Here is a 19,145-nt window from a genome sequence, read left to right as displayed (position 1 = left end):
TATGAGAAATCAAAAGTGTTCTGCCTCGAATAGCATTACTATGCGAGTTCGCATAAAAAATGCTCCTGGCACTTTTGGTAAATTAGCAGCTGCTATCGAAAAAGAAGGTGGGCAAATTGGTGCGATTGATATCGTTCGTGTTGAAACAGATGCCCAGATACGTGATATTACCATTTACACCTGTGGCACCAAACATGCAGAAATAATCGTCGAACTACTGCGCACCATCCCTAATTTAGAAGTGATTCATGTTTCTGATCGAACTTTTCTGGCTCATCTAGGCGGAAAAATTGAAATTAAAAGTCGTATTCCATTAAAGACACGTGACGATCTCTCCATTGCCTATACCCCAGGGGTGGCGCGAATTTGCACGGCGATTTATAAAAAGCCAGAAGATGTCTTTAATCTAACAATTAAAAAAAATACAGTCGCGGTAGTCTCTGACGGGACTGCAGTATTAGGTTTGGGAAATATGGGGCCTTATGCTGCCATCCCTGTCATGGAAGGGAAAGCCTTATTATTTAAAGAATTTGCAAATGTCGATGCGTTTCCTATTTGTTTGAATACCCAAGATGTGGATGAAATCGTTGCTACTATAAAGAATATTGCTCCAGTATTTGGTGGAATTAATTTAGAAGATATTTCTGCACCTCGTTGTTTTGAAGTGGAGGAGCGACTCAAGAAAGAATTGAATATCCCGGTATTTCATGATGATCAACATGGAACAGCAGTAGTGCTGGCTGCTGCAATGATTAATTCACTCAAATTGGTTAAGAAGCAATTGGAACAGATTAAAGTGGTTGTTGTTGGTATTGGGGCTGCAGGGACGGCATGTACCAAAATGTTACTCAACTTAGGAGTAAAAAATATTATTGGCTGTGATTGTGAAGGGGTGCTCTATGCCGGGAAGCCAGGGTTAAGTCCAGTCCATCGGTGGTATGCGGAACATACCAATCCTAATCTTGAGAAAGGTACCGTACATGATGCGATAAAGGGCGCAGATGTATTTATTGGTGTTTCAAAACCTGGTGTGATTGATGCGAAAGACATAAAAAAAATGAATCAAGATGCAATTGTTTTTGCAATGGCTAATCCCATACCCGAAATAATGCCTGAAGATGCCAAAAAATATGCGGCCATTGTCGCAACAGGGCGAAGTGATTATCCGAATCAAATTAATAATGTACTCTGCTTTCCTGGTATTTTCAGAGGTGCACTGGATTGTATGGCTACTGAGATTAATGAGGAAATGAAGCTCGCTGCAGCATATGCTATAGCAAATTCTATAGAGGAACAGTATTTAAGCTGTAGTTATATTGTTCCTAGTGTTTTTGATACGACGGTGGTAAAGAAGGTGGCTCAAGCTGTGAAACAGGCAGCCATTAAAACCGGAGTGGCGCGTAAAATTAAAACATAATTGGCAACTATTGTATAAAGCACCGCACTAAAAAATCTTAAATTATTTTAAATTGTGCGTCTGTCTCTCAGTTCTAGGCTGCAGGACTTCCCTAGGCTATTTATACTTTAAATTATGCTAATAAATTCTTTCGCAAAAAGTCAGACAATTCCTTTTCTGTAAAATGAATCACATCGTTTTTTAAATTATGAGTTACCAAATGAGTGACATGCTTATTGATATGATGAAATAAAAGCCCATTCATATGCGGTGCTGCAATTACAATAAGATTGTCATAATCATGAGCATTTCTGGAATTATCCAATTCTTCTGCAATTGTTCTTGCAAAATTATCGATTTCTATTTCTTTTGGATCAGATTGTTGTGTATATGTTCCATGGGTTGTGGTCCCTGTATTATAGCGACCTGGTTTTCCTGAAGTTAATTCAATATCCCTAAGTTTACTTTGAGGATGTTGCAATTCTTTAATTAAGGTGAGGTCGTAAGGCTTTGTGGTTGATTTATAAATTCGGCAAGTATTCGTGTCCGCCGCAAGAACCCATGTAGTTTGGTGATCAAATTTCATCGCTATATCCTTATATTTGATGGGTTCTTAATTATAGCAAAAATTAACCAATATGATTTATTCGTTTGATTCATTTAGTCTATCTATTTTAAATTTAATTTTCCTCTTGCAAGTCCGCATCAAAACTTGGTAAGAGTTCGGTTTTTACCGCATATTTTTTCAATAGATACAATACGAGTCCCCAAATCCTTGGGGACTTAGAGATTTATATTAAGTAGTCGCAACCGTTGCTTTTTTGTACATGCCGGCCTCAAAATGCCCCGGGATATTACAGGCAAATACAACATCATGTTTGGGATTCGATTTAAATTTCCAGGTTAATGTTTTTGTTTCACCAGGATTAATGGTAATTGTATTACCGTCTTCATGAACCATGCCTGGCATTGCGCGCATCATTTCTTGATGTGCTTTTTGCTCCTTTTCATCGCCAATCGAGAATTCATGAGGTACTTTTCCAATATTGGTTACTTGAAAGCTTATAATGTCACCATCATGAAGTTTCAGTTTTTGTGAAAAGTTAAAACGCATGTTATCCGAAGCAGTCACTTGAATCGTTTTGGTGGCTTTTGCTGCATTCCCTGGACTTCCTACTGAGCTTGTTTCATGATGAGCGTGTGCCAATGCTGATTTGCTTAAAATCCCTGAGCACAGAATAGTCAAAATAATTGTTCTTGGAAATGTACGTATCATATTTGAAAACCTATGTTAATCGACTTCTAATGAGTGGGTGTAGATTAAACGAACAGCTCGATTAATTCTACTGCTTTGGTAAAGTAAAAATATACCAAGCACCAATAGTTCATTCCCGCGCCCTAAATATGAAAAGGATGAAAAACGGACCGCTGTTTCATTTGTATCATCCTATTTTTTCAAAAGATGGAATAATTCATACAGATCAAAAGGTTGAGGCAAAAAAGTTGCATGGGGTTCATTCAGGCAGTAGTGGATTCAATAATCTGGTTATAAATCAGATTAATTTTTATCAGCTCAGCTAACGATTTTACCTGCATTTTTCTCATGACATTAGCACGATGAACTTCAACAGTGGATATCGATATATTAAGTTCGTAGGCAATCTGTTTATTAAGATTGCCTTCAACAACCAAATTCATGACCTGTTTTTCACGTTTGGTTAAGCTATTCATTCGTTCCTGAAAAGCAGTTTGAGACAGCGTTATATTACTTTTAATTTTTTTAAGGCACCTTTGTGATATTTCCAATAAATTCTGGTGATTGACTGGTTTAAGAATGAAATCTTCAGCTCCTGCTTTCATAGCGCGTATGGCCATTGAAATATCACCATAACCTGTAATAATGATTATGGGCAATTGGTTTTTTGACTCATTCAATTGCTCTAGTAATTCTAAACCGCTCATCACAGGCATACGTACATCGATGATCAAGCATCCGCTTTGATTCTTATAATTATCGAGGAAATCTTTGGCAGTTTCATAAGTTTGAACTTGAAGATTTATTGATTCAAATAACCAACGAAATGATTTGCAAATCTCTGGGTCATCATCGACGATAAAAACGGTGGTATTTGTATAAGGCTTATCCATTACCGTTCCTGATGTATAAGTTCGCAACCACCTAAATAGGTTTTCATTGCTGTTAAAAGCTGATTTATCTCATGGATTAGTTTTGATATTTTGCACGTTTGAGAATTAGTTATCATTATTTTCCATCAATTACGTCTCAATACGCTGTCTAAGTGATACAACTTAAGACTTCTCATTTTGAGCTGCATTTCAATACAGAAATTCATTTGCTTTATGGTATGCGAAAAAATTAATCTGTACTTTATTGTTTTCTTTTATATGAAAGATAGTTCATGTTAATTCAGATGGACTCTATAGTTTATTCTGGTTAACCTTAGTATTGGGTTAAAGGAAGAAATGAAGTGGTTATAAATCTTTTATATTTCATTTAACCCACTTAATAGTCATCTTTATTCACCCTGAAAACAAATGTGCTCAAAAATGAAGTATTCAATCCCATTAAACTATGGATGCAGTGCTTTATAAATTGTATTTACTACCCTTTTCAGGGTAATTTATTATTTAAATACAGTCTATTATCAACGGGCGATGTTATGGTTAATTTGATTATTTTGGCAATGCGCAATGTCACATTGACTTTTTTGATACTTGGTTTGATATGTTCTCTTCTAGAATGGTCACTCTGCTCCAGACCGAAGAAAAAAGCGAAGGTTATTGAAATCATTTTTTCTTGGTATTTATTGTTTAATATCGGATTAGCCTATTTATTTAACTTTATAATGCATGTCTTCTTGGGTGATTTTACCGCGCAGTTTATTGGTTGGCCACAAAGTCCATTTCAAATGGAAGTCGGCTTTGCCAGCCTGGGAATTGCCGTGAATGGAATAATCAGCTTTAGAGGTTCAATTGCTTTTCGTGCCGCAACGATTATTGTTCCTGCCTTGTTCTTATGGGGGGCTGCCGGCGTGCATCTTTATCAAATGATTGTTGCTCATAATTTTGAACCTGGCAACGCAGGTAGCGTATTTTGGACGGATATCTTCATGCCCGTTATTGCCTTTTTATTACTCTGGATGCAATACCGACACCCGGTGAGACACGTGATGCAGAATGTAATTGTCCATTAAGTTAAAGTGTTTGGATTGTGCAAGATCATAGCTCATTCATTCTCGAACATACCCTGCTTCGCACATACCGTTGTCCCAGCGCAGGGATGACAGAGTATTAGGGGTGTATTAAATGGCGCAATTTGATTGATTTTTGATTTCCTGGAGGTGACCAATTCAACAATGAACCAATCCAGCCTTCATTTGACAAAACTGGTTTATGTACCAAAATTTTATTAGATGCCATAGATCATATGGAGGTATATCATGAGCAAAGTAACGCAATTTAAGAAAGGAACTCCCAGCAAAGGATCGACAAGCAAGGGAGCTTCCATTCAAATTAATCGTTCACAAAATCCATTTTTAAGTCTGCAAAATGAAGTGGATCGATTATTTAGTGACTTTAATGATTTCTTTTCACCAACTAAATTCAATTGGGGACAATTTGAAAAACTGGCTCTTGCTCCCTCAATGGATGTTGTTGAAGATAAAGATCATTTTTGTGTTCAGTTAGAAATGCCAGGTTTGGACGAAAAAGACATTAAGGTTTCCATATTGGATAATGTACTCACTATTAGTGGTGAAAAGTCCAGTTCGAAAAAAAATGAAGGTAAACGATATATTTCCCGAGAAATCAGCTTTGGGAAATATGAACGCTCCGTTTCTTTACCCACTAGCGTTGATTTGACTAAGGCGAAAGCGACATTTAAAAAAGGAATGCTTTGGGTTGATTTACCTAAAAAAACGGAATCTAAAACTGGAACTCGAGATATAAAAGTGGAACAAGCCAAGTAGGCATCATGATCACCATGGGGCATTATTTGAGCATGGAGTAACTCGCTCTCCACCGCGTATAAGGTTGGGAGAAGTCAGGGTGAGGGTGTTAACCACACCTTCATGCCTAAGCTTTTATCCAAAAAATACGAACCAATACATATAAAATCGTCATCCCTAGAATAGGAATAATGAGAAAGGCAAGGAAATTATAAAATCCTATTCGATTTTCAGCTGAGGCATTATAAAATGCTTTAAATTTTTTCCATAGGGACATTATGAAATGGCCTCCCTTTTTGATTGAGCCCCATTTTATAAGATTTTGGACCTTAATATAAAGTGATTTATCGTTTCAATCAGCGTGTTGTCCTATAAAAAAACTTCAAATTTTAAAAAAAATGAGTACCATACTTAGCCAGTTTGGATTCGATTCAACTCAATGACCAGCATGAGTTACTTGCAATGAGGATGTAACATGTTACTTTTTAGCACTGCATTATTTAAACATAAATTGGATTTTGCTCAATTATCTGAGTGTATGGAGTATTTACCATTGGTTGCCGCTTGGGCAGAAAATGAGTGGGGCTATATTCGTAACAAAGGGGTTGAATACCGTGAGCAACTTCTTAGCTCTTTGAAGGAGCATGTCTATGTGGGAACATTTAATGGTCAGCCTGTGGCTTTATTTGCTTTATTTCCCAAAGAAATGGCCTCTGAGTTTAATGAAAAGAAGTTCAAAGCACCCACTGTAAGTGAATTAATGTATGTTTATGTAGATAAACCCTATCGTGGATTAAATTTTGGCAAGCAAATTATCGAAAAAGCAAAGGAAATAGCAAAATCCAAAGATGCTGAGTTCATTATGTTGGATACATTAAAACCTTCATTAAATCGATTTTATCAAAATTCTGGGGCACAAATTATAGCGGAAAATCAATTGTTCTCTCATCCTACGGATGTATTAACGATTAAATTATAGAGATGATTCTGTAGGTTGGGCCAAGGCCCAACCTACATCAGCATTACTAAAGTTTCTACTTCAGGAAGTTTATGGTTTAGCAGACCCTGGCTTACAATTTAAAAAATCAAAATCACCTAGGTTGGCGCCAAATCGTGCACTTGCTTGAACTAAGGTATCTGTCGTAACAGCCTCTATAAGTTCTGCAAGAGGAGTTTCTTTATAGCGTCTCATGCAGCGAACGCGTTTTTCCAGATTCTGTCCGGCGACAGTAAGGCGATTGGAATGATTCAATTGAAATTGTCCTAAACCAATTTCACTGGTTATTTTGTCCAGTGCCTGTTGATGCGAGGCAGTCATACCGGATTGAATCGCTTGGACTACCAAATCAACAGTAGATCCTTGTTCCAGTATCTGCGCACAGGCATTTGCCAGTTGGTTGATTTCATTAATATAGCCTTGTTGATTACCTAACATAAGTATCTTCATGGCTGAAGCTGCTGTAGATTGGATTTGGGGTAAATCTACTGTTTCCCTGGTATTTTCTTCAAAAAGGGCATCTAAAGATAACGTCGCTTGATTTGTTGTTGGCTCATGTTTACTTTGCATTGCGGACTCCAAACTAGGATTAAGAAGAATAATTAGGGTTGGAATGAAACCATTTGATGAATAAATAATTGGCCATTATGTAATGATTTTATTCATGCGTAAAGAGGTTTACGAATAGAGATTTTGAGGATTTTTTTTGATTTAGTCATTCCTGTCTGTGCGTGAATGCCAACACCTCATTGCTACAATGTAAGTCAAAAACAAAAAATGCCCAAACCCGACCTTAAATTCCTATGGTATAATTAGTCCTATTTTAAAATGTTTTTTTAGTGAGTCGTGCAATTGATTACCCATCATGTTGATCTTCGCTCCTACCATACTGAAAGCTGCAGTCACTCTCATGATTTTGCGCAATTGGTTTTACCTCTTGCTGGCTCCATGGAGTTGGAAGCAGGTCATTATTCTGGAGTTGTGAATCATCAGGTTGGTGTTTTTATTGCCCCCAATGAACGGCATTGTTTTTCGGGAAGTCAGGAGAATCTTTTTTTAGTGGTTGATGTAGCAAACCAAAATAATCTCTATAGGGAACACAACTCTCATGCCTTTAATTTGACAACGAGCATTAAAAAACTCATACAATTTACACACTATTATTTAGCGGCGAATGAGGGAGATTTTTTGACTGATTCTTTAATTAATCAATTACTCGTGCATTTTTCTACAAAATCGTTCTCACCAGAGTTGGACCGAACGGTGATTAAGGCAAAAAATTGGATTGATTTTCATTTTGCCGATACTGTAAATCTAAGCAAAGTGGCGCAGCATTGTCATCTAAGTGTCAGTCAATTACAGCGTCGGTTCAAGCAATCTCTAGGTTGTAGTATTGCAGAGTATTGGCGATTTAAAAAATTAAATCAGGCCAAACAATTGCTTTCTGCCCAGCATCTTTCCATTGAAGCCATAGCTTTTGCTGTGGGTTATGAAAATTTACCCGCATTTAGTCGACGATTCAGTCAAGTATTTGGGGTATCGCCTTCCCAGTGGAGAACAAAAGCGTTATCTGCAAAGAAAATGCGCGAAATGGATAACTCGTACTGATCGCAAAATTGATAAACTGCAGATTGTTTTCACGTTGCAATTTGGCTTTGTTGAAAAACAGTTTGAAAAAATACACTGACCAAACTACCTCATTCACGGGAATGACCTCCGTTTTTCAACAAAGTCTTTCGATTTAGAGAAGGTATTAATATGCAAAAAACTCATGTTGATTTACAGGGGATGGTCTTCCTTATCTTGGCTCAAATTATGGTCGGTGTGAACATTGTTTTTTCCAAGTATTTGCTTTCTTCAATTCCGGTTCTATTTATCTTGGCTCTGCGCTTTACGTTAGCCGCTATTATTTTATTACCCTTGCACTGGTTAACTCCTGCTAAAAATAAGTCGTTGAGTTATTATTTTTCGCAATTAAAACAACGCGATTGGTTTTTTATTGGGGCTCAGGCGGTTTCTGCGGGGGTATTGTTCAATTTCTTAATATTATGTGGATTAAATTACACTGATGCGAATGTAGCGGGTATTATTACCAGTGCTTTACCTGCGATCATTGCCATTATGTCCTGGATCATTCTTGGTGAAAAGATTTCCGGTAAGAAGGCTATTTGTGTGGGTTTTGCCACCCTTGGATTAATCGTGATTGCGTGCGATAAGCTCGTGGGTTTGCACGTGAGCCATTCTTTTAAGGGGGATGCGCTTGTTTTAATTTCTCTTTTACCTGAAGCGACTTACTATATTTTAAGTAAGATGCATGCGAATTCGCTTCCAGTATTTCTAATTTCCTCTTTACTCAATGCAATTAACGCCATTTTGTTATTGATTTGTTTGGGCTTTAATTCCTGGGGTGGGATAACCATCCAATTTTTAGATTGGATGATTTTGATTATTTTAGGTTTAAGCTCGGGTCTTTTTTATGTTTTTTGGAATTTTGGTTGTCAGAAAGTGGATGGGGTAATGGCTTCATTATCAACAGCAGTGATGCCATTGGCTACGGTGCTCATTGCCTGGATACTGTTGGGTGAGCGACTGACTTTAGGACAAGCAATAGGCATGGGCATGGTGATCCTCTCAATTACTGTTTATGCAAAGCGGTAAGCAGATGGTTTTGTAAAATCAAGTTTATGTGAGATAAAGTATTTTCTAAATTTTTATCGACCCAGGTTATGCTCCATGAGTGCTATAAAAAGGTGGGAACATTTTTCGCATGAGTCAGATATCGGAGTCAGAGGTTATGGATCAACGGTGTCGGAAGCTTTTGCAATGGGGGCGCTTGCCTTGACGAATGTCATTACTCGCTCGCAATTAGTCCATCCCCACAAGAAAATACATATAACCTGTGAGGCACCCAATCAGGAGATTTTATTTGTCGATTGGTTAAATGCCATTATTTATAACATGGCAATCCACAACATGCTGTTTCGTGAGTTTGATGTCGCCATTAAGGGGCTGAAGTTAAATGCTATAATTGCAGGTGAACACGTAGATATTAGCCGGCATCAACCTGCAGTGGAAGTCAAAGGAGCTACGTTTACTGAATTAAAAGTATACCCAAGCAATAACAATTGGGTGGCACAATGTGTTGTTGATGTGTAAGACAGCTAAAGGCGGAAAATCCATGGACTTGAACCTATTAGAAAAAATCAGTGATTTTGAATGGCGAATTCCCCAACATGGGAAGATGCGTGTACCGGGGATTATTTTTGCCTCAGAAGAGTTAATTCTCAATATGGATATGAAAGTCTATGAACAAGTGACGAATGTAGCTACTTTACCTGGAATTGTTCGCGGCTCCTATGCGATGCCTGATGCACATTGGGGATATGGGTTTCCCATTGGGGGAGTTGCAGCATTTGATCCCGATAATGATGGTGTTGTCTCAGCAGGGGGTGTGGGTTTTGATATTTCTTGTGGGGTCAGGCTCTTATCTACGGGGCTTAAGCGCGAGGAGTTTGAACCCTATAAAGAGCAACTTGCAGATGCTCTATTTGCTCATATTCCAGCGGGTGTAGGGAGTAAAAGTCGTATTAATCTGACCATGAATCAAATGGACGATATGTTGCATGGCGGTGCTGTTTGGGCAGTAAAACAGGGCTATGGAGAAAAAGAGGATTTAGAGCGAATTGAAGATTATGGTCGTGTAGAGGGGGCCTTGCCTGAGCATGTTTCAGAACATGCAAAAAAACGCCAAAAAAATGAAATGGGTACCTTGGGTTCTGGTAATCACTACTTGGAGGTTCAGGAGGTATGCAAAATATATTGCGAACAGACTGCTGCAGCATTCGGTTTATCCCTAGGGGATGTGGTTGTGAGTATCCATTGTGGCTCACGTGGCCTTGGTCATCAAATAGGAACTGATTTTCTACGTTCTATGTTAATACACGCACAACAGCATGGGATCCAACTCGTTGATCGAGAGTTAGCTTGTGCTCCCATTCGTTCCTCCATGGGGGAACAGTATTTAGGCGCTATGCGTTCAGGAATTAATTGTGCGCTGGCTAATCGTGAAATTATTACTCATTTTATGCGTGAAGTATTTCAGAATGAAGTGCCAGGAACTCAAATAAGACTGATTTATGATGTATCCCATAATACCTGTAAGGAGGAAACCCATCAGCTCGAAGGTAAACCCAAGCGCCTATTTGTTCACCGCAAAGGGGCGACACGAGCTTTTGGACCAGGCCATCCTCAATTAACAAAGGCGTTCCGTCATGTAGGACAACCTGTAATTATTGGCGGCAGCATGGGAACGGCGTCTTATGTCTTAGTCGGTACAGAAAATTCGGAAAACAAATCACTTGGTTCTGCATGCCATGGGGCAGGGCGTGCAATGAGCCGGCATCAGGCAAGCAAAAAATGGCGTGGGAGTGAGATCATTGAGCAATTGGCGCAACAAGGAATTTTAATTCGCAGCAGCTCTTATCGTGGTGTGGCAGAAGAAGCGCCCGAGGCATATAAGAATGTCGATTCCGTTGTTGATGCCGCACAAGCGTCGGGTTTAACCAAAAAAGTTGCCCGACTGGTACCTATTGTTTGTGTTAAAGGATAGTCTATTGAGCTATTGAGTATTGTTTATTAATGAAATACACATCACCCGCTATAATTTTTTGTTCCCTATTGTCCCAATTAAAATCTATTAGTTAAATAAATATACTATACTTTGGGAAAGTGTTTTCAAAAGTAAACCATTCACGACCCTTGTTATCTTGAAGAATTCACGACAATGGCACTCCTAACTTGAGCATTTTATTCATGCCGAATATTGGAGGTCACACACTATGTTCGGGAGGTGAATGCTTTCAAAAGGTGGAGTGTAGTTATGCCATTGAGTAGACGATCCAATACAGGTTCAATTAAAAAATTAAGTGGTCCCTCAAATCATGTTAATTATCAAACTCAATCAGATAGTATCGATGTAGTTGCTTTTGATAGAGAAGGAGATGAATGGGGGATTTTTTCTAATTATGCAGAAATTCCCATCGAAATGGAGACACCTTTTGGAAAAAGGACGTTTCCTACAGTGGAACATTATTTTCAATATCAAAAAGATCCTCAGGATAAACAATATCTAGACAGGATTCTGCAAGGAAATGCGCAGAATGCGAGAGATGAGGGGCAAAAAAAAGCATGGACGGATTTTCGATTAGCTGACGAAGCGATGCAACGAGCAATTCAAGCAAAATTAAAAAACCCTGAAGTTCAAAAAGCGTTAAGAGCAACAGGAAATGCGTGTCTTATAGAAGATACTGGAAGTAGAGCCACTAAAAATCAGGATGGTAATTGGGGTTGGAAAAAAGGGGGGGCGATTGAGTCATTTTCTGACACAGGCAATAAACTCGGTATCTTATGGATGGAGGAGCGAAATCGTTTGTACCAACGAGATGGCCATTTTTCAACGATTGTGCAAAATCCAGGTGACTTATCAGAACGAGCTCGAGGAATTATGACCCGGAATTACAGCAACATGGATCTTTTTCAACTCAGTAAACAATTGCCAGATTCTTCTATATCACCCCAAAAAGATAATTTTGCTTCCTCGCGCATGAAAAATTCTTTGTATGAAATGACTCATAAAAACACTTCAAGCGTAGAGGTCAGCACAATGATTCGCACCATGATGGCGTCAAGCGCACCTACAACACCAGAACTGCCCATAGTGAGTAAGGGTTTACAAAATGGTACATTCAAAATCGCTTTCGACAATCCTCAAGAGGCGGCTGCTTTTAGAAACTTACTGCAACAAAAAGGTTTCGAAACGTCCTATTTTGGGAACAACGAACGTTATCCTATGGAGTGTTCAGGAAAAACCTTAAATCATATAGTTCGCTTTGAGAATCACGGTTCAAAAACAGAAATTCCTCAAGAGGCATTACAGTTTCTTAAACAAAAATTTAATGATGAGCATAAAGTCGCGAGTATAGTTGAGCAAATGGGATTTGAACGACCTAGACCCAGTCAATCACTACAACCATAAGAATAAGTGTTCACTTAATGGCTTCAATGTTAAGGTTTTCTGGCCTGGGGTTTGGACTAAATTCCTGATGAATTGTCCTAAACTATATAGCAAGGTTGATTCAACACAAAGGTAATTTGAGATGGAAACTTCTTTTACCTTACATCCAGTAGCTCCGTTTCGATTGGATTATACTGCTTTAGCTTTACGGAGACGAAGTAAAAATAATGTCGATCTTTGGGATGGCCAACGTTACACAAGACTATTGGTTATGGAGAACGTGCCCGTTAAAGTAGTGGTTGAACAAAATAAAAATTTCAACCAATCCGAGCTGGTATTATCGATTAAAGGCGAGGGCTTAGAAGTCTATCAAAATCAAATTGTAAATGAAGTAGAGAGCATACTCGGTTTGAAACGTGAGCTGCATGATTTTTATCATATCGCACAGCACGATGCCCAATTAAATCCTATCGTCCTGCAATTTAAAGGGCTCAAACCCCCTCGATTTCCTTCTGTTTTTGAAGCGCTTGTTAATGCAATTTCTTGTCAACAAATCTCTTTGGACGCCGGATTGCAAATTCAAAATCGATTGGCTGAATTTCTGAGCCTAAGGATTAAAGAAGAAGAGCACCTGTTTTATGCATTTCCAAGACCCAATGAAGTGGCAAATTGCTCGGTTCCTGAATTAAAGAAAATAGGCTATAGCACCTCTAAAAGTGAGACCCTTATACGATTAGCAACAGCAATCATGCAAGATGAGTTTATTTTGGGAACCCTCGAAAACAAATCAAATGATGCGATCATCAATTATTTATGTGATTTTAAAGGCATAGGTCGCTGGACTGCGGAATACGTTTTATTACGTGGTTTAGGACGAATTGATATTTTTCCTGGTGATGATCTTGGCGCACAAAATAATTTATATCAATTTTTGCATCTTGATAAGAAACCGGATTATAAGAAAATCGCAGAAATCACCGCAAAATGGCATCCCTACGCAGGTTTGGTTTATTTCCATTTGTTATTAAAGCGCATGCATGAAAAGCAACTCTAGGCAAAGTCCAGAAATTTCTGAGTAATCCCTCTCCCACATTTGGAGAGGGAGGTTTGTGGTTATTGTTAAAAAAGTAAATTCCTCTCTCCCATTTGTGGGAGAGGGGTAGGGGTGAGGGTGCATTCCCCATAATCAAGCGCTTCATCAACCCCGGACGGGGATCTTCTTTTCTTCCTGAGTCATCCCGAGCATAGCGAGGATCTCCTCATTGTAAGACCGTGCTACAGTATGGAGCTTCCTCGCTATGCTCGGGATGATGGGAACAAAAGTAAGGAGGCTTCTTCTTAACTTACTGACATAGAGGATCTATTTTTTGCGATAATTCTTCTATAAAATTAAGCGCTTATTTTAAAATTTAAACCCAAAATTGTTCACACAAGGAACGTGCCGAATGGATAGTACCCCCCAAAATGTTGTTGCTGAGCATCTAAGCTCGTATAAAGTAGCAAACGTGTTAAAATGGATTCTTCTAATTACCGCAATTATCTGTTTTATGGTATTGATTTGGGGTACCTATAAAACCTATCAGCTTGCCCCTCCTTTACCGCAGCAATTTCTATCTCCTTCTGGCCAAATCGTCATGACCGCAGAGGATATTATTGAGGGCAAGGCCGGTTTTCAACGCGCCGATCTCATGGATTATGGAAGTCTTTACGGAATGGGCTCCTATTTTGGCGAAGATTACACTGCAAAATATTTAGTAAGCCTAGGCAGAATTATAGAGGATAAAATCGCCCAACAACATTTTGGCAAACCCTTTATGAAATTGGATGTTGGGGACCAATATGTCGTGCGGCAAACAATGCAACAGGCTCTACAACGTACCGATTTGAGCCTGCAAACCAGTATTTTGTCGCAGCCAGTCGCAGATGCAATCGCGCAATTACGTAATCAAATTTCACAAACTTTACTGAATCATGATCCAGAACGAGGTTGGACTAAAGCGTACAGTTTGGATGAGCAAAGTGCGCTACACACTGCAGATTTTCTTATTTATTCTTCGTTAACTACGATAGCGCATCGACCTGGAAAAAATAGTTCATATACCAATAATTGGCCCTATGAGCCTACTATGGGCAATAATCCAACGCCCCATACTTTTTACTGGACCTGGGTATCATTTTGTTTTGTATTCCTGGGTTTTGGAGCTGTACTTTTTATTTATCATCGCTATTTGAGTGCTGCGGATGATGCGTTTAAAACACCTGTATTTCTGGGATTTGAAGCACTGACCCCCAGTCAACATAAGGTAGGGCAATATTTTGTAGTCGTAGCACTCGTTCTTTTGATCCAGATTGCTGTGGGGGCAATTATGGCACATTACTATACAGAGCGTACGGGATTTTATGGGATTAATATTAATGAATTTTTACCCTTTAACTTTCTGCGCGATGTCCACATTCAAACGCCAATCGTTTGGATTGCTCTTTCCTGGGTAAGTTCTGCTGTTTTTATGGCTCCTCTTATCAGTGGAAAAGAAGCCAAAAGACAAGGCTTTTTCGTTGATCTTCTATTTTGGGTCACATTGTTTATTGTCGGTGGTGCAATTGTGGGTAATTATTTAGGAATTATGGGCTATGTAAACGAATCCTGGTTTTGGATTGGTAATCAAGGGTTATCTTATCTGCAGCTTGGTCGTTTATGGCAAATTGGATTTTGTATAGGGCTTTTCCTTTGGAGTTTTATTGTTTTTCGTGGCATGTGGCCTACCTGGAGTGGTTTAAAGAGTGCTACGGTTGAGTTTTGGACTGGGCGTATTCGATTAGAGCATCTCTTTTGGGCAAGCACTATAAATATTGCAGTTTTGTATTGCTTTGGGATGATTCCATTAACGGGGATTGAAAAATCGTTCACGATTACTGATTTTTGGCGTTGGTGGGTAGTTCATCTTTGGGTGGAGCAGTCTTTTGAGTTTTTTGCTGCAAGTGCCACTGCCTATCTTTTAATGGGAACCGGCTTAATTTCGCGCTCTCTAGCAGAACGAACAATGTATTTTGAGACAATTCTTGTATTCTTAGGCGGTATCATCGGAACAGGACATCATTGGTATTGGACAGGGACGCCGGATCTCTGGGTGCCACTAGGATCCATGTTTTCATTTATTGAAGTATTGCCTTTAGTGCTGCTGATTATTGATGCAATCGAAAATTATCAACTCATCAAACGTCAATCTGCATTTACTTATAAGCTAGCTTTTCTTTATATTTTGGGGGCTTCTTTTTGGAATTTTGTGGGCGCAGGAGTATTTGGTGGAGGAACACTCAATGCCCCCCTTGTCAATTATTATGAGCATGGTACCTTTCTTACTTTAAACCACGCACACACCGCATTATTTGGCGCTTTTGGCTTATTGGGTCTGGGCTTAATTTATTTTTGCTTACGTTATGCTGCAGGTGAGCGTTTTCCTTGGAGTGATCGTTTGGGAATTTGGGCATTTTGGCTCTATAACTTAGGCTTGGTTTTATGGATAGTGTTGAATTTCTTCCCTGTGGGTTGGGCGCAATTAATGGATGTATATGAAAACGGATTCGCTCATTCAAGGAGCCTTGAGTTTTATAATACAACGTTGATATGGCAGTGGTTACGATTGCCTGGCGACGTGTTATTTGCGATTGGTGCGTTATTTATGGCCTATGATTTTATTAAAAAGCTAGGTCCTTTTTTTCCAAGATGGGTGAGGGCGAAGAGTTTAGAACAACACCCTGCTCATGATGTTTAGGGCAACGAAACCCAAGGGAAGGTATTATTATGCCTGAGCTTTTTACGATTGGACATTCAACGCATACGTTGCAAGAATTTTTTGAAATAGTCCACGCACATCAAACTACCCATCTCGTTGATGTGCGGACTATTCCAAGATCGCGTACCGTTCCTTGGTTTAATAAAGAAGAATTCAAAAATTTTTTTCGGGTTTCATTATCAGGAAAAGTTAAATTAATATAAAGACTTATCGTTGAAGCAGAGGTAATTATTAACCACTTTCTAGGAAAATAAAATGTTAAGGAAGATTTATTGGGGAGCTGTGGTTTCTTTCGTATTGGTTAACCCTTCTTTTGCTGGATTTTATGTTGGTGCTGGTATTGGGCCTGAATATGCTCAATTTACGCAAAAATCTCATGTTTTTGATAATCACGGTAACTTTAATGTGATAGATGAACAGAATTTTTCAGGGGTCGGTATTTTTGGCACTTTTTTTGGAGGTTATTCCTGGATACGAAATCGATTTTATTTTGCTGGTGAAGCCAATTTTAATCCAAGCTCAGTTCAGTATCGATTGGTTAATAAAGAGTATATTCATCATGATTTCAAGAAAACTTCTTTTACTGTTCACTATAGTGAGGGAATAAGCGCATTACCAGGGTTCCTTCTCACCGATAGTGCTGTAGTTTATGGACGAATTGGTTATGCGAATGGTCATGTTGCACTTCATAACTCAGACAATACAGTACGTAGTTCAGTAGCAAATCGTAGTGGCATTCGTTACGGTGTTGGAGTTCGCTATAATCTGACCACTCAATGGACATTGATGGCGGATTATAGCCAAACCAATTACGAGAAATTCACCAGCCACACTTTTGAATCTTTTGGTGGTGTTACAAAAAATACTCGCATTTATCCTGTTTCTGCACAATTTGCATTTGGGATTATTTATAATTTTGAAAAACCTAAACCAGTTTTTGTTAAGTAATATGTAAGCGCGGCCTGTTCTCGGGGCTTATTGTTTTAGCGTAGTTTCCCGAATCCCGCGTCCGCCGGAAGTGGGGCTGGATTAGGTTTTCAGCGATGAGTAGAAGAGTCAGTTGCTTGCAACCAGGAGTGCCGCCTCATTATTAGACCTGGCCGCAATACTTAACTATCCTCAAAGATCTTTACGTGACTTAGGGATGTTGCTTAATCCAGGCTGATTGTGCTTTGATCCGTATCATCTTCCTCCTTATCTGTTTTTTTGATTCCATTTGAACTGAGCGGTGAAGAAGAAGTGCCATAGAGTGATATGTTTTTAAAGAGGGTAAGGAGATTAGGTAATTTATAGGTTGATAAAGAAGTTGCCTCTTTCTTTTTAAAAACGGTTTCAATAGACTGGCAATGCTCTTCAGGTTTTTCCTCAAAATTTCCTACGCCAATAACTAACAAAATAAAATCTTGGGGGATTAATTGGAGCCAGTGATAAAATGATAATTCACATTTGAAATAGTGTTCATCAAGCGGATAAACACATTTCCCTTGATTATAGTTTTTCTCCGTTAATAGAATCACCTGTTTCACTCCGAAAGCGCTTAATTGATCCCATGAAGGTAATTTTTCAGCATCAATTTCAGTGAACCCATGATTGGGTTCAAGTATTAAACCTAATGAAGAGTCATGTGATACAGAAGCGCGTGCTAGCAATTCATCACGTGGTAAAGAATCTTGTAATTGGTCCATAATCCGCGTTTGCGAGGTTTCATCACACAGGATGGATAGCTGCCAAATGCAATCAATTCCATTCATATACAATGCACTTGCAACAGGGGCTTCATGCCCCGTAAAGTTAATGAACAGGGTATTATCCAGTCGATCTAGGTCATCTAATTTCGCCAGTACCCTATTTGTCGTGTCTTTCATATTTTTATCAATGCTTTTGGTTATAAAGTGTCGCCCTTTGGGTACTACCTCGTGTGAACTATTAAAACGAATATAATGCATTGGCTGCCCAAGCTTTGAGAGCAACTCTTGGGAGGGATTTAAAGTGTGTAATAACGTCCTCAAGTCATGATGATGTGTTCTGCTGAATTCATCACTGGGTATCGAGTTGGTGTTGCGAACGGCGGGATTTTGTAATTGATTGATTTTATCGATAATAATTTTCCGCTGGCTTAATTCATCGACTGAGACTAAGAAGGCATATTCCCCTTCCAGGTTGACAGGTGTAACCCCTAAATATTTTTTAAAAAAATTATCGCGTAGCGCATATTTGTTTGTTCTGCTTGTTTTACTATCCCCTTTGACAATTTGAGTCAAAATCAACAAGCGGTTCTCTTCTTTTAAAAACTCGATTTCATCCAAAAAACAATTAAAATCTTCTGTCTCGTCAACAATCGCTTTTAATGCATCTATAACAAGTTGTGCATCAGGTTTCATAGTGATTTCATTATCTCAAGATAGAGTGTATCAAGCTCAAATTAAGAAACATGATTCGCACACTCTTTGCATCATAATTACAATTATAGGCTATAAAAGAAACAGAATTTTTTGCAAGGCATGGGTAAAAAATTCATAACAGGATCGAAACAGCAGGGAGATTACCATCCCCCTTCATATGGTCTATGTTTTTTCATTTGGCTTTCATTATCACCCCGATGGTAATGTAATCTCCAAGAGGATTGTTTGGTCTTATTATCCCAAAAAGGATGATAGTCAATGGCAAAACAACGTTTTAGTTTGCCATTAGCCTGCTCCTTATAAAGATTCAAACCACCCCCGCCTTTTTCATATAAAAGAAAAGCGGCGCGGAAATTGCCTTTGCGAAGCAGTGCATACATTGCGATAGAGGTTGATAAAAAGCCGACTGCAAAATTAATTCGTTTTTGATTTTCTGGGGAAATTTGTTCGTGTTTCTCTTCCATTTCGGGGCTATACTTATGGTTGCAGTCTGGTTTAACACCAGGCTATCAAATTATTATTGGGCGAGATTTTATATTATTTTCAGGCAACATGCCTCTTTTTTAAAAGTACAT

At 38.8% G+C, this 19,145-nt stretch carries 19 protein-coding genes; 13 read left to right on the top strand and 6 right to left on the bottom strand.

Features of this window, described 5'->3' with window-relative positions; all coding sequences use genetic code 11:
- Position 1: 1 nt before the first annotated feature.
- Positions 2-1,417 carry an NAD-dependent malic enzyme gene (locus tag ACF8MK_RS00985; RefSeq protein ID WP_392537804.1) on the top strand — a complete coding sequence of 472 codons (1,416 nt, stop codon included), beginning with the start codon at positions 2-4 and terminating at the stop codon, positions 1,415-1,417.
- 112 nt (positions 1,418-1,529) lie between these two features.
- Here ACF8MK_RS00985 and ACF8MK_RS00980 read toward each other — a convergent pair whose 3' ends face one another.
- The 3 genes from ACF8MK_RS00980 to ACF8MK_RS00970 form a co-directional block, all read right to left on the bottom strand.
- Positions 1,530-1,982, bottom strand: a complete 453-nt coding sequence (locus ACF8MK_RS00980; protein WP_392537803.1) for a host attachment protein — start codon at positions 1,980-1,982, stop codon at positions 1,530-1,532.
- A gap of 210 nt (positions 1,983-2,192) precedes the next feature.
- Positions 2,193-2,672 carry a hypothetical protein gene (locus tag ACF8MK_RS00975; RefSeq protein WP_392537802.1) on the bottom strand — a complete coding sequence of 160 codons (480 nt, stop codon included), beginning with the start codon at positions 2,670-2,672 and terminating at the stop codon, positions 2,193-2,195.
- 242 nt (positions 2,673-2,914) lie between these two features.
- Positions 2,915-3,544 (bottom strand): response regulator transcription factor, encoded by a 630-nt coding sequence (locus tag ACF8MK_RS00970; RefSeq protein ID WP_392537801.1) that lies wholly within the window; start codon positions 3,542-3,544, stop codon positions 2,915-2,917.
- Between the two features lie 533 nt (positions 3,545-4,077).
- Here ACF8MK_RS00970 and ACF8MK_RS00965 point away from each other — a divergent pair.
- The 3 genes from ACF8MK_RS00965 to ACF8MK_RS00955 all read left to right on the top strand — a co-directional run bounded on the left by ACF8MK_RS00965 (position 4,078) and on the right by ACF8MK_RS00955 (position 6,343).
- Entirely contained in the window at positions 4,078-4,611 is a 534-nt protein-coding gene (locus tag ACF8MK_RS00965) for a DUF6790 family protein (RefSeq protein ID WP_392537800.1), read from the top strand.
- A 246-nt stretch (positions 4,612-4,857) separates the two neighbouring features.
- Positions 4,858-5,385, top strand: a complete 528-nt coding sequence (locus ACF8MK_RS00960) for an Hsp20/alpha crystallin family protein (RefSeq protein WP_392537799.1) — start codon at positions 4,858-4,860, stop codon at positions 5,383-5,385.
- Between the two features lie 454 nt (positions 5,386-5,839).
- A complete protein-coding gene (locus ACF8MK_RS00955) occupies positions 5,840-6,343 on the top strand; it encodes a GNAT family N-acetyltransferase (protein ID WP_392537798.1) in 504 nt (167 codons plus the stop codon).
- A 69-nt stretch (positions 6,344-6,412) separates the two neighbouring features.
- Here ACF8MK_RS00955 and ACF8MK_RS00950 read toward each other — a convergent pair whose 3' ends face one another.
- The gene (locus ACF8MK_RS00950) at positions 6,413-6,931 is read right to left on the bottom strand and encodes a hypothetical protein (protein ID WP_392537797.1); all 519 of its coding nucleotides are present in this window, start codon (positions 6,929-6,931) and stop codon (positions 6,413-6,415) included.
- A gap of 282 nt (positions 6,932-7,213) precedes the next feature.
- On the opposite strand from ACF8MK_RS00950, the gene ACF8MK_RS00945 reads away from it, so the two are divergent.
- The 9 genes from ACF8MK_RS00945 to ACF8MK_RS00905 all read left to right on the top strand — a co-directional run bounded on the left by ACF8MK_RS00945 (position 7,214) and on the right by ACF8MK_RS00905 (position 17,116).
- Positions 7,214-7,969 (top strand): helix-turn-helix domain-containing protein, encoded by a 756-nt coding sequence (locus ACF8MK_RS00945; RefSeq protein ID WP_392537796.1) that lies wholly within the window; start codon positions 7,214-7,216, stop codon positions 7,967-7,969.
- Between the two features lie 150 nt (positions 7,970-8,119).
- Complete coding sequence (locus ACF8MK_RS00940) at positions 8,120-9,019, top strand: DMT family transporter (RefSeq protein WP_392537795.1); 900 nt, start codon at positions 8,120-8,122, stop codon at positions 9,017-9,019.
- Positions 9,020-9,094: 75 nt separating this feature from the next.
- Positions 9,095-9,517 carry an archease gene (locus tag ACF8MK_RS00935; RefSeq protein WP_392537794.1) on the top strand — a complete coding sequence of 141 codons (423 nt, stop codon included), beginning with the start codon at positions 9,095-9,097 and terminating at the stop codon, positions 9,515-9,517.
- A gap of 22 nt (positions 9,518-9,539) precedes the next feature.
- On the top strand, positions 9,540-10,970 hold the full coding sequence (locus ACF8MK_RS00930; protein ID WP_392538989.1) for an RtcB family protein: 1,431 nt from the start codon (positions 9,540-9,542) through the stop codon (positions 10,968-10,970).
- A 270-nt stretch (positions 10,971-11,240) separates the two neighbouring features.
- Positions 11,241-12,395 (top strand): NADAR family protein, encoded by a 1,155-nt coding sequence (locus ACF8MK_RS00925; RefSeq protein WP_392537793.1) that lies wholly within the window; start codon positions 11,241-11,243, stop codon positions 12,393-12,395.
- Between the two features lie 121 nt (positions 12,396-12,516).
- Positions 12,517-13,428, top strand: coding sequence for a DNA-3-methyladenine glycosylase family protein (locus ACF8MK_RS00920; RefSeq protein ID WP_392537792.1), 912 nt, complete (start codon positions 12,517-12,519; stop codon positions 13,426-13,428).
- 391 nt (positions 13,429-13,819) lie between these two features.
- The gene (locus ACF8MK_RS00915; RefSeq protein WP_392537791.1) at positions 13,820-16,147 is read left to right on the top strand and encodes a nitric-oxide reductase large subunit; all 2,328 of its coding nucleotides are present in this window, start codon (positions 13,820-13,822) and stop codon (positions 16,145-16,147) included.
- A gap of 29 nt (positions 16,148-16,176) precedes the next feature.
- Positions 16,177-16,371, top strand: a complete 195-nt coding sequence (locus tag ACF8MK_RS00910) for a DUF488 family protein (protein ID WP_392537790.1) — start codon at positions 16,177-16,179, stop codon at positions 16,369-16,371.
- Positions 16,372-16,423: 52 nt separating this feature from the next.
- On the top strand, positions 16,424-17,116 hold the full coding sequence (locus ACF8MK_RS00905) for an outer membrane protein (RefSeq protein WP_392537789.1): 693 nt from the start codon (positions 16,424-16,426) through the stop codon (positions 17,114-17,116).
- A 203-nt stretch (positions 17,117-17,319) separates the two neighbouring features.
- On the opposite strand, the gene ACF8MK_RS00900 is transcribed toward ACF8MK_RS00905, so the two are convergent.
- Both ACF8MK_RS00900 and ACF8MK_RS00895 read right to left on the bottom strand, forming a co-directional pair.
- Complete coding sequence (locus ACF8MK_RS00900; RefSeq protein WP_392537788.1) at positions 17,320-18,549, bottom strand: hypothetical protein; 1,230 nt, start codon at positions 18,547-18,549, stop codon at positions 17,320-17,322.
- A gap of 161 nt (positions 18,550-18,710) precedes the next feature.
- The gene (locus ACF8MK_RS00895; protein ID WP_392537787.1) at positions 18,711-19,034 is read right to left on the bottom strand and encodes a hypothetical protein; all 324 of its coding nucleotides are present in this window, start codon (positions 19,032-19,034) and stop codon (positions 18,711-18,713) included.
- Positions 19,035-19,145 lie beyond the last annotated feature (111 nt).

The sequence above is a fragment of the Legionella sp. 227 genome, from assembly GCF_043161935.1.
Taxonomy (GTDB): domain Bacteria; phylum Pseudomonadota; class Gammaproteobacteria; order Legionellales; family Legionellaceae; genus Legionella; species Legionella sheltonii.
Note: the sequence above shows the minus strand (reverse complement) of the source record. Positions and strands in the feature narration are given on the sequence as shown.

What these genes read in the sequence shown, in the direction of transcription:
- ACF8MK_RS00985 (WP_392537804.1), top strand. Translation starts at nt 2, where the DNA reads ATGAGAAATCAAAAGTGTTCTGCCTCGAATAGCATTACTATGCGAGTT.
- ACF8MK_RS00980 (WP_392537803.1), bottom strand. Translation starts at nt 1,982, where the DNA reads ATGAAATTTGATCACCAAACTACATGGGTTCTTGCGGCGGACACGAAT.
- ACF8MK_RS00975 (WP_392537802.1), bottom strand. Translation starts at nt 2,672, where the DNA reads ATGATACGTACATTTCCAAGAACAATTATTTTGACTATTCTGTGCTCA.
- ACF8MK_RS00970 (WP_392537801.1), bottom strand. Translation starts at nt 3,544, where the DNA reads ATGGATAAGCCTTATACAAATACCACCGTTTTTATCGTCGATGATGAC.
- ACF8MK_RS00965 (WP_392537800.1), top strand. Translation starts at nt 4,078, where the DNA reads ATGGTTAATTTGATTATTTTGGCAATGCGCAATGTCACATTGACTTTT.
- ACF8MK_RS00960 (WP_392537799.1), top strand. Translation starts at nt 4,858, where the DNA reads ATGAGCAAAGTAACGCAATTTAAGAAAGGAACTCCCAGCAAAGGATCG.
- ACF8MK_RS00955 (WP_392537798.1), top strand. Translation starts at nt 5,840, where the DNA reads ATGTTACTTTTTAGCACTGCATTATTTAAACATAAATTGGATTTTGCT.
- ACF8MK_RS00950 (WP_392537797.1), bottom strand. Translation starts at nt 6,931, where the DNA reads ATGCAAAGTAAACATGAGCCAACAACAAATCAAGCGACGTTATCTTTA.
- ACF8MK_RS00940 (WP_392537795.1), top strand. Translation starts at nt 8,120, where the DNA reads ATGCAAAAAACTCATGTTGATTTACAGGGGATGGTCTTCCTTATCTTG.
- ACF8MK_RS00935 (WP_392537794.1), top strand. Translation starts at nt 9,095, where the DNA reads ATGAGTGCTATAAAAAGGTGGGAACATTTTTCGCATGAGTCAGATATC.
- ACF8MK_RS00930 (WP_392538989.1), top strand. Translation starts at nt 9,540, where the DNA reads ATGGACTTGAACCTATTAGAAAAAATCAGTGATTTTGAATGGCGAATT.
- ACF8MK_RS00925 (WP_392537793.1), top strand. Translation starts at nt 11,241, where the DNA reads ATGCCATTGAGTAGACGATCCAATACAGGTTCAATTAAAAAATTAAGT.
- ACF8MK_RS00920 (WP_392537792.1), top strand. Translation starts at nt 12,517, where the DNA reads ATGGAAACTTCTTTTACCTTACATCCAGTAGCTCCGTTTCGATTGGAT.
- ACF8MK_RS00915 (WP_392537791.1), top strand. Translation starts at nt 13,820, where the DNA reads ATGGATAGTACCCCCCAAAATGTTGTTGCTGAGCATCTAAGCTCGTAT.
- ACF8MK_RS00910 (WP_392537790.1), top strand. Translation starts at nt 16,177, where the DNA reads ATGCCTGAGCTTTTTACGATTGGACATTCAACGCATACGTTGCAAGAA.
- ACF8MK_RS00905 (WP_392537789.1), top strand. Translation starts at nt 16,424, where the DNA reads ATGTTAAGGAAGATTTATTGGGGAGCTGTGGTTTCTTTCGTATTGGTT.
- ACF8MK_RS00900 (WP_392537788.1), bottom strand. Translation starts at nt 18,549, where the DNA reads ATGAAACCTGATGCACAACTTGTTATAGATGCATTAAAAGCGATTGTT.
- ACF8MK_RS00895 (WP_392537787.1), bottom strand. Translation starts at nt 19,034, where the DNA reads ATGGAAGAGAAACACGAACAAATTTCCCCAGAAAATCAAAAACGAATT.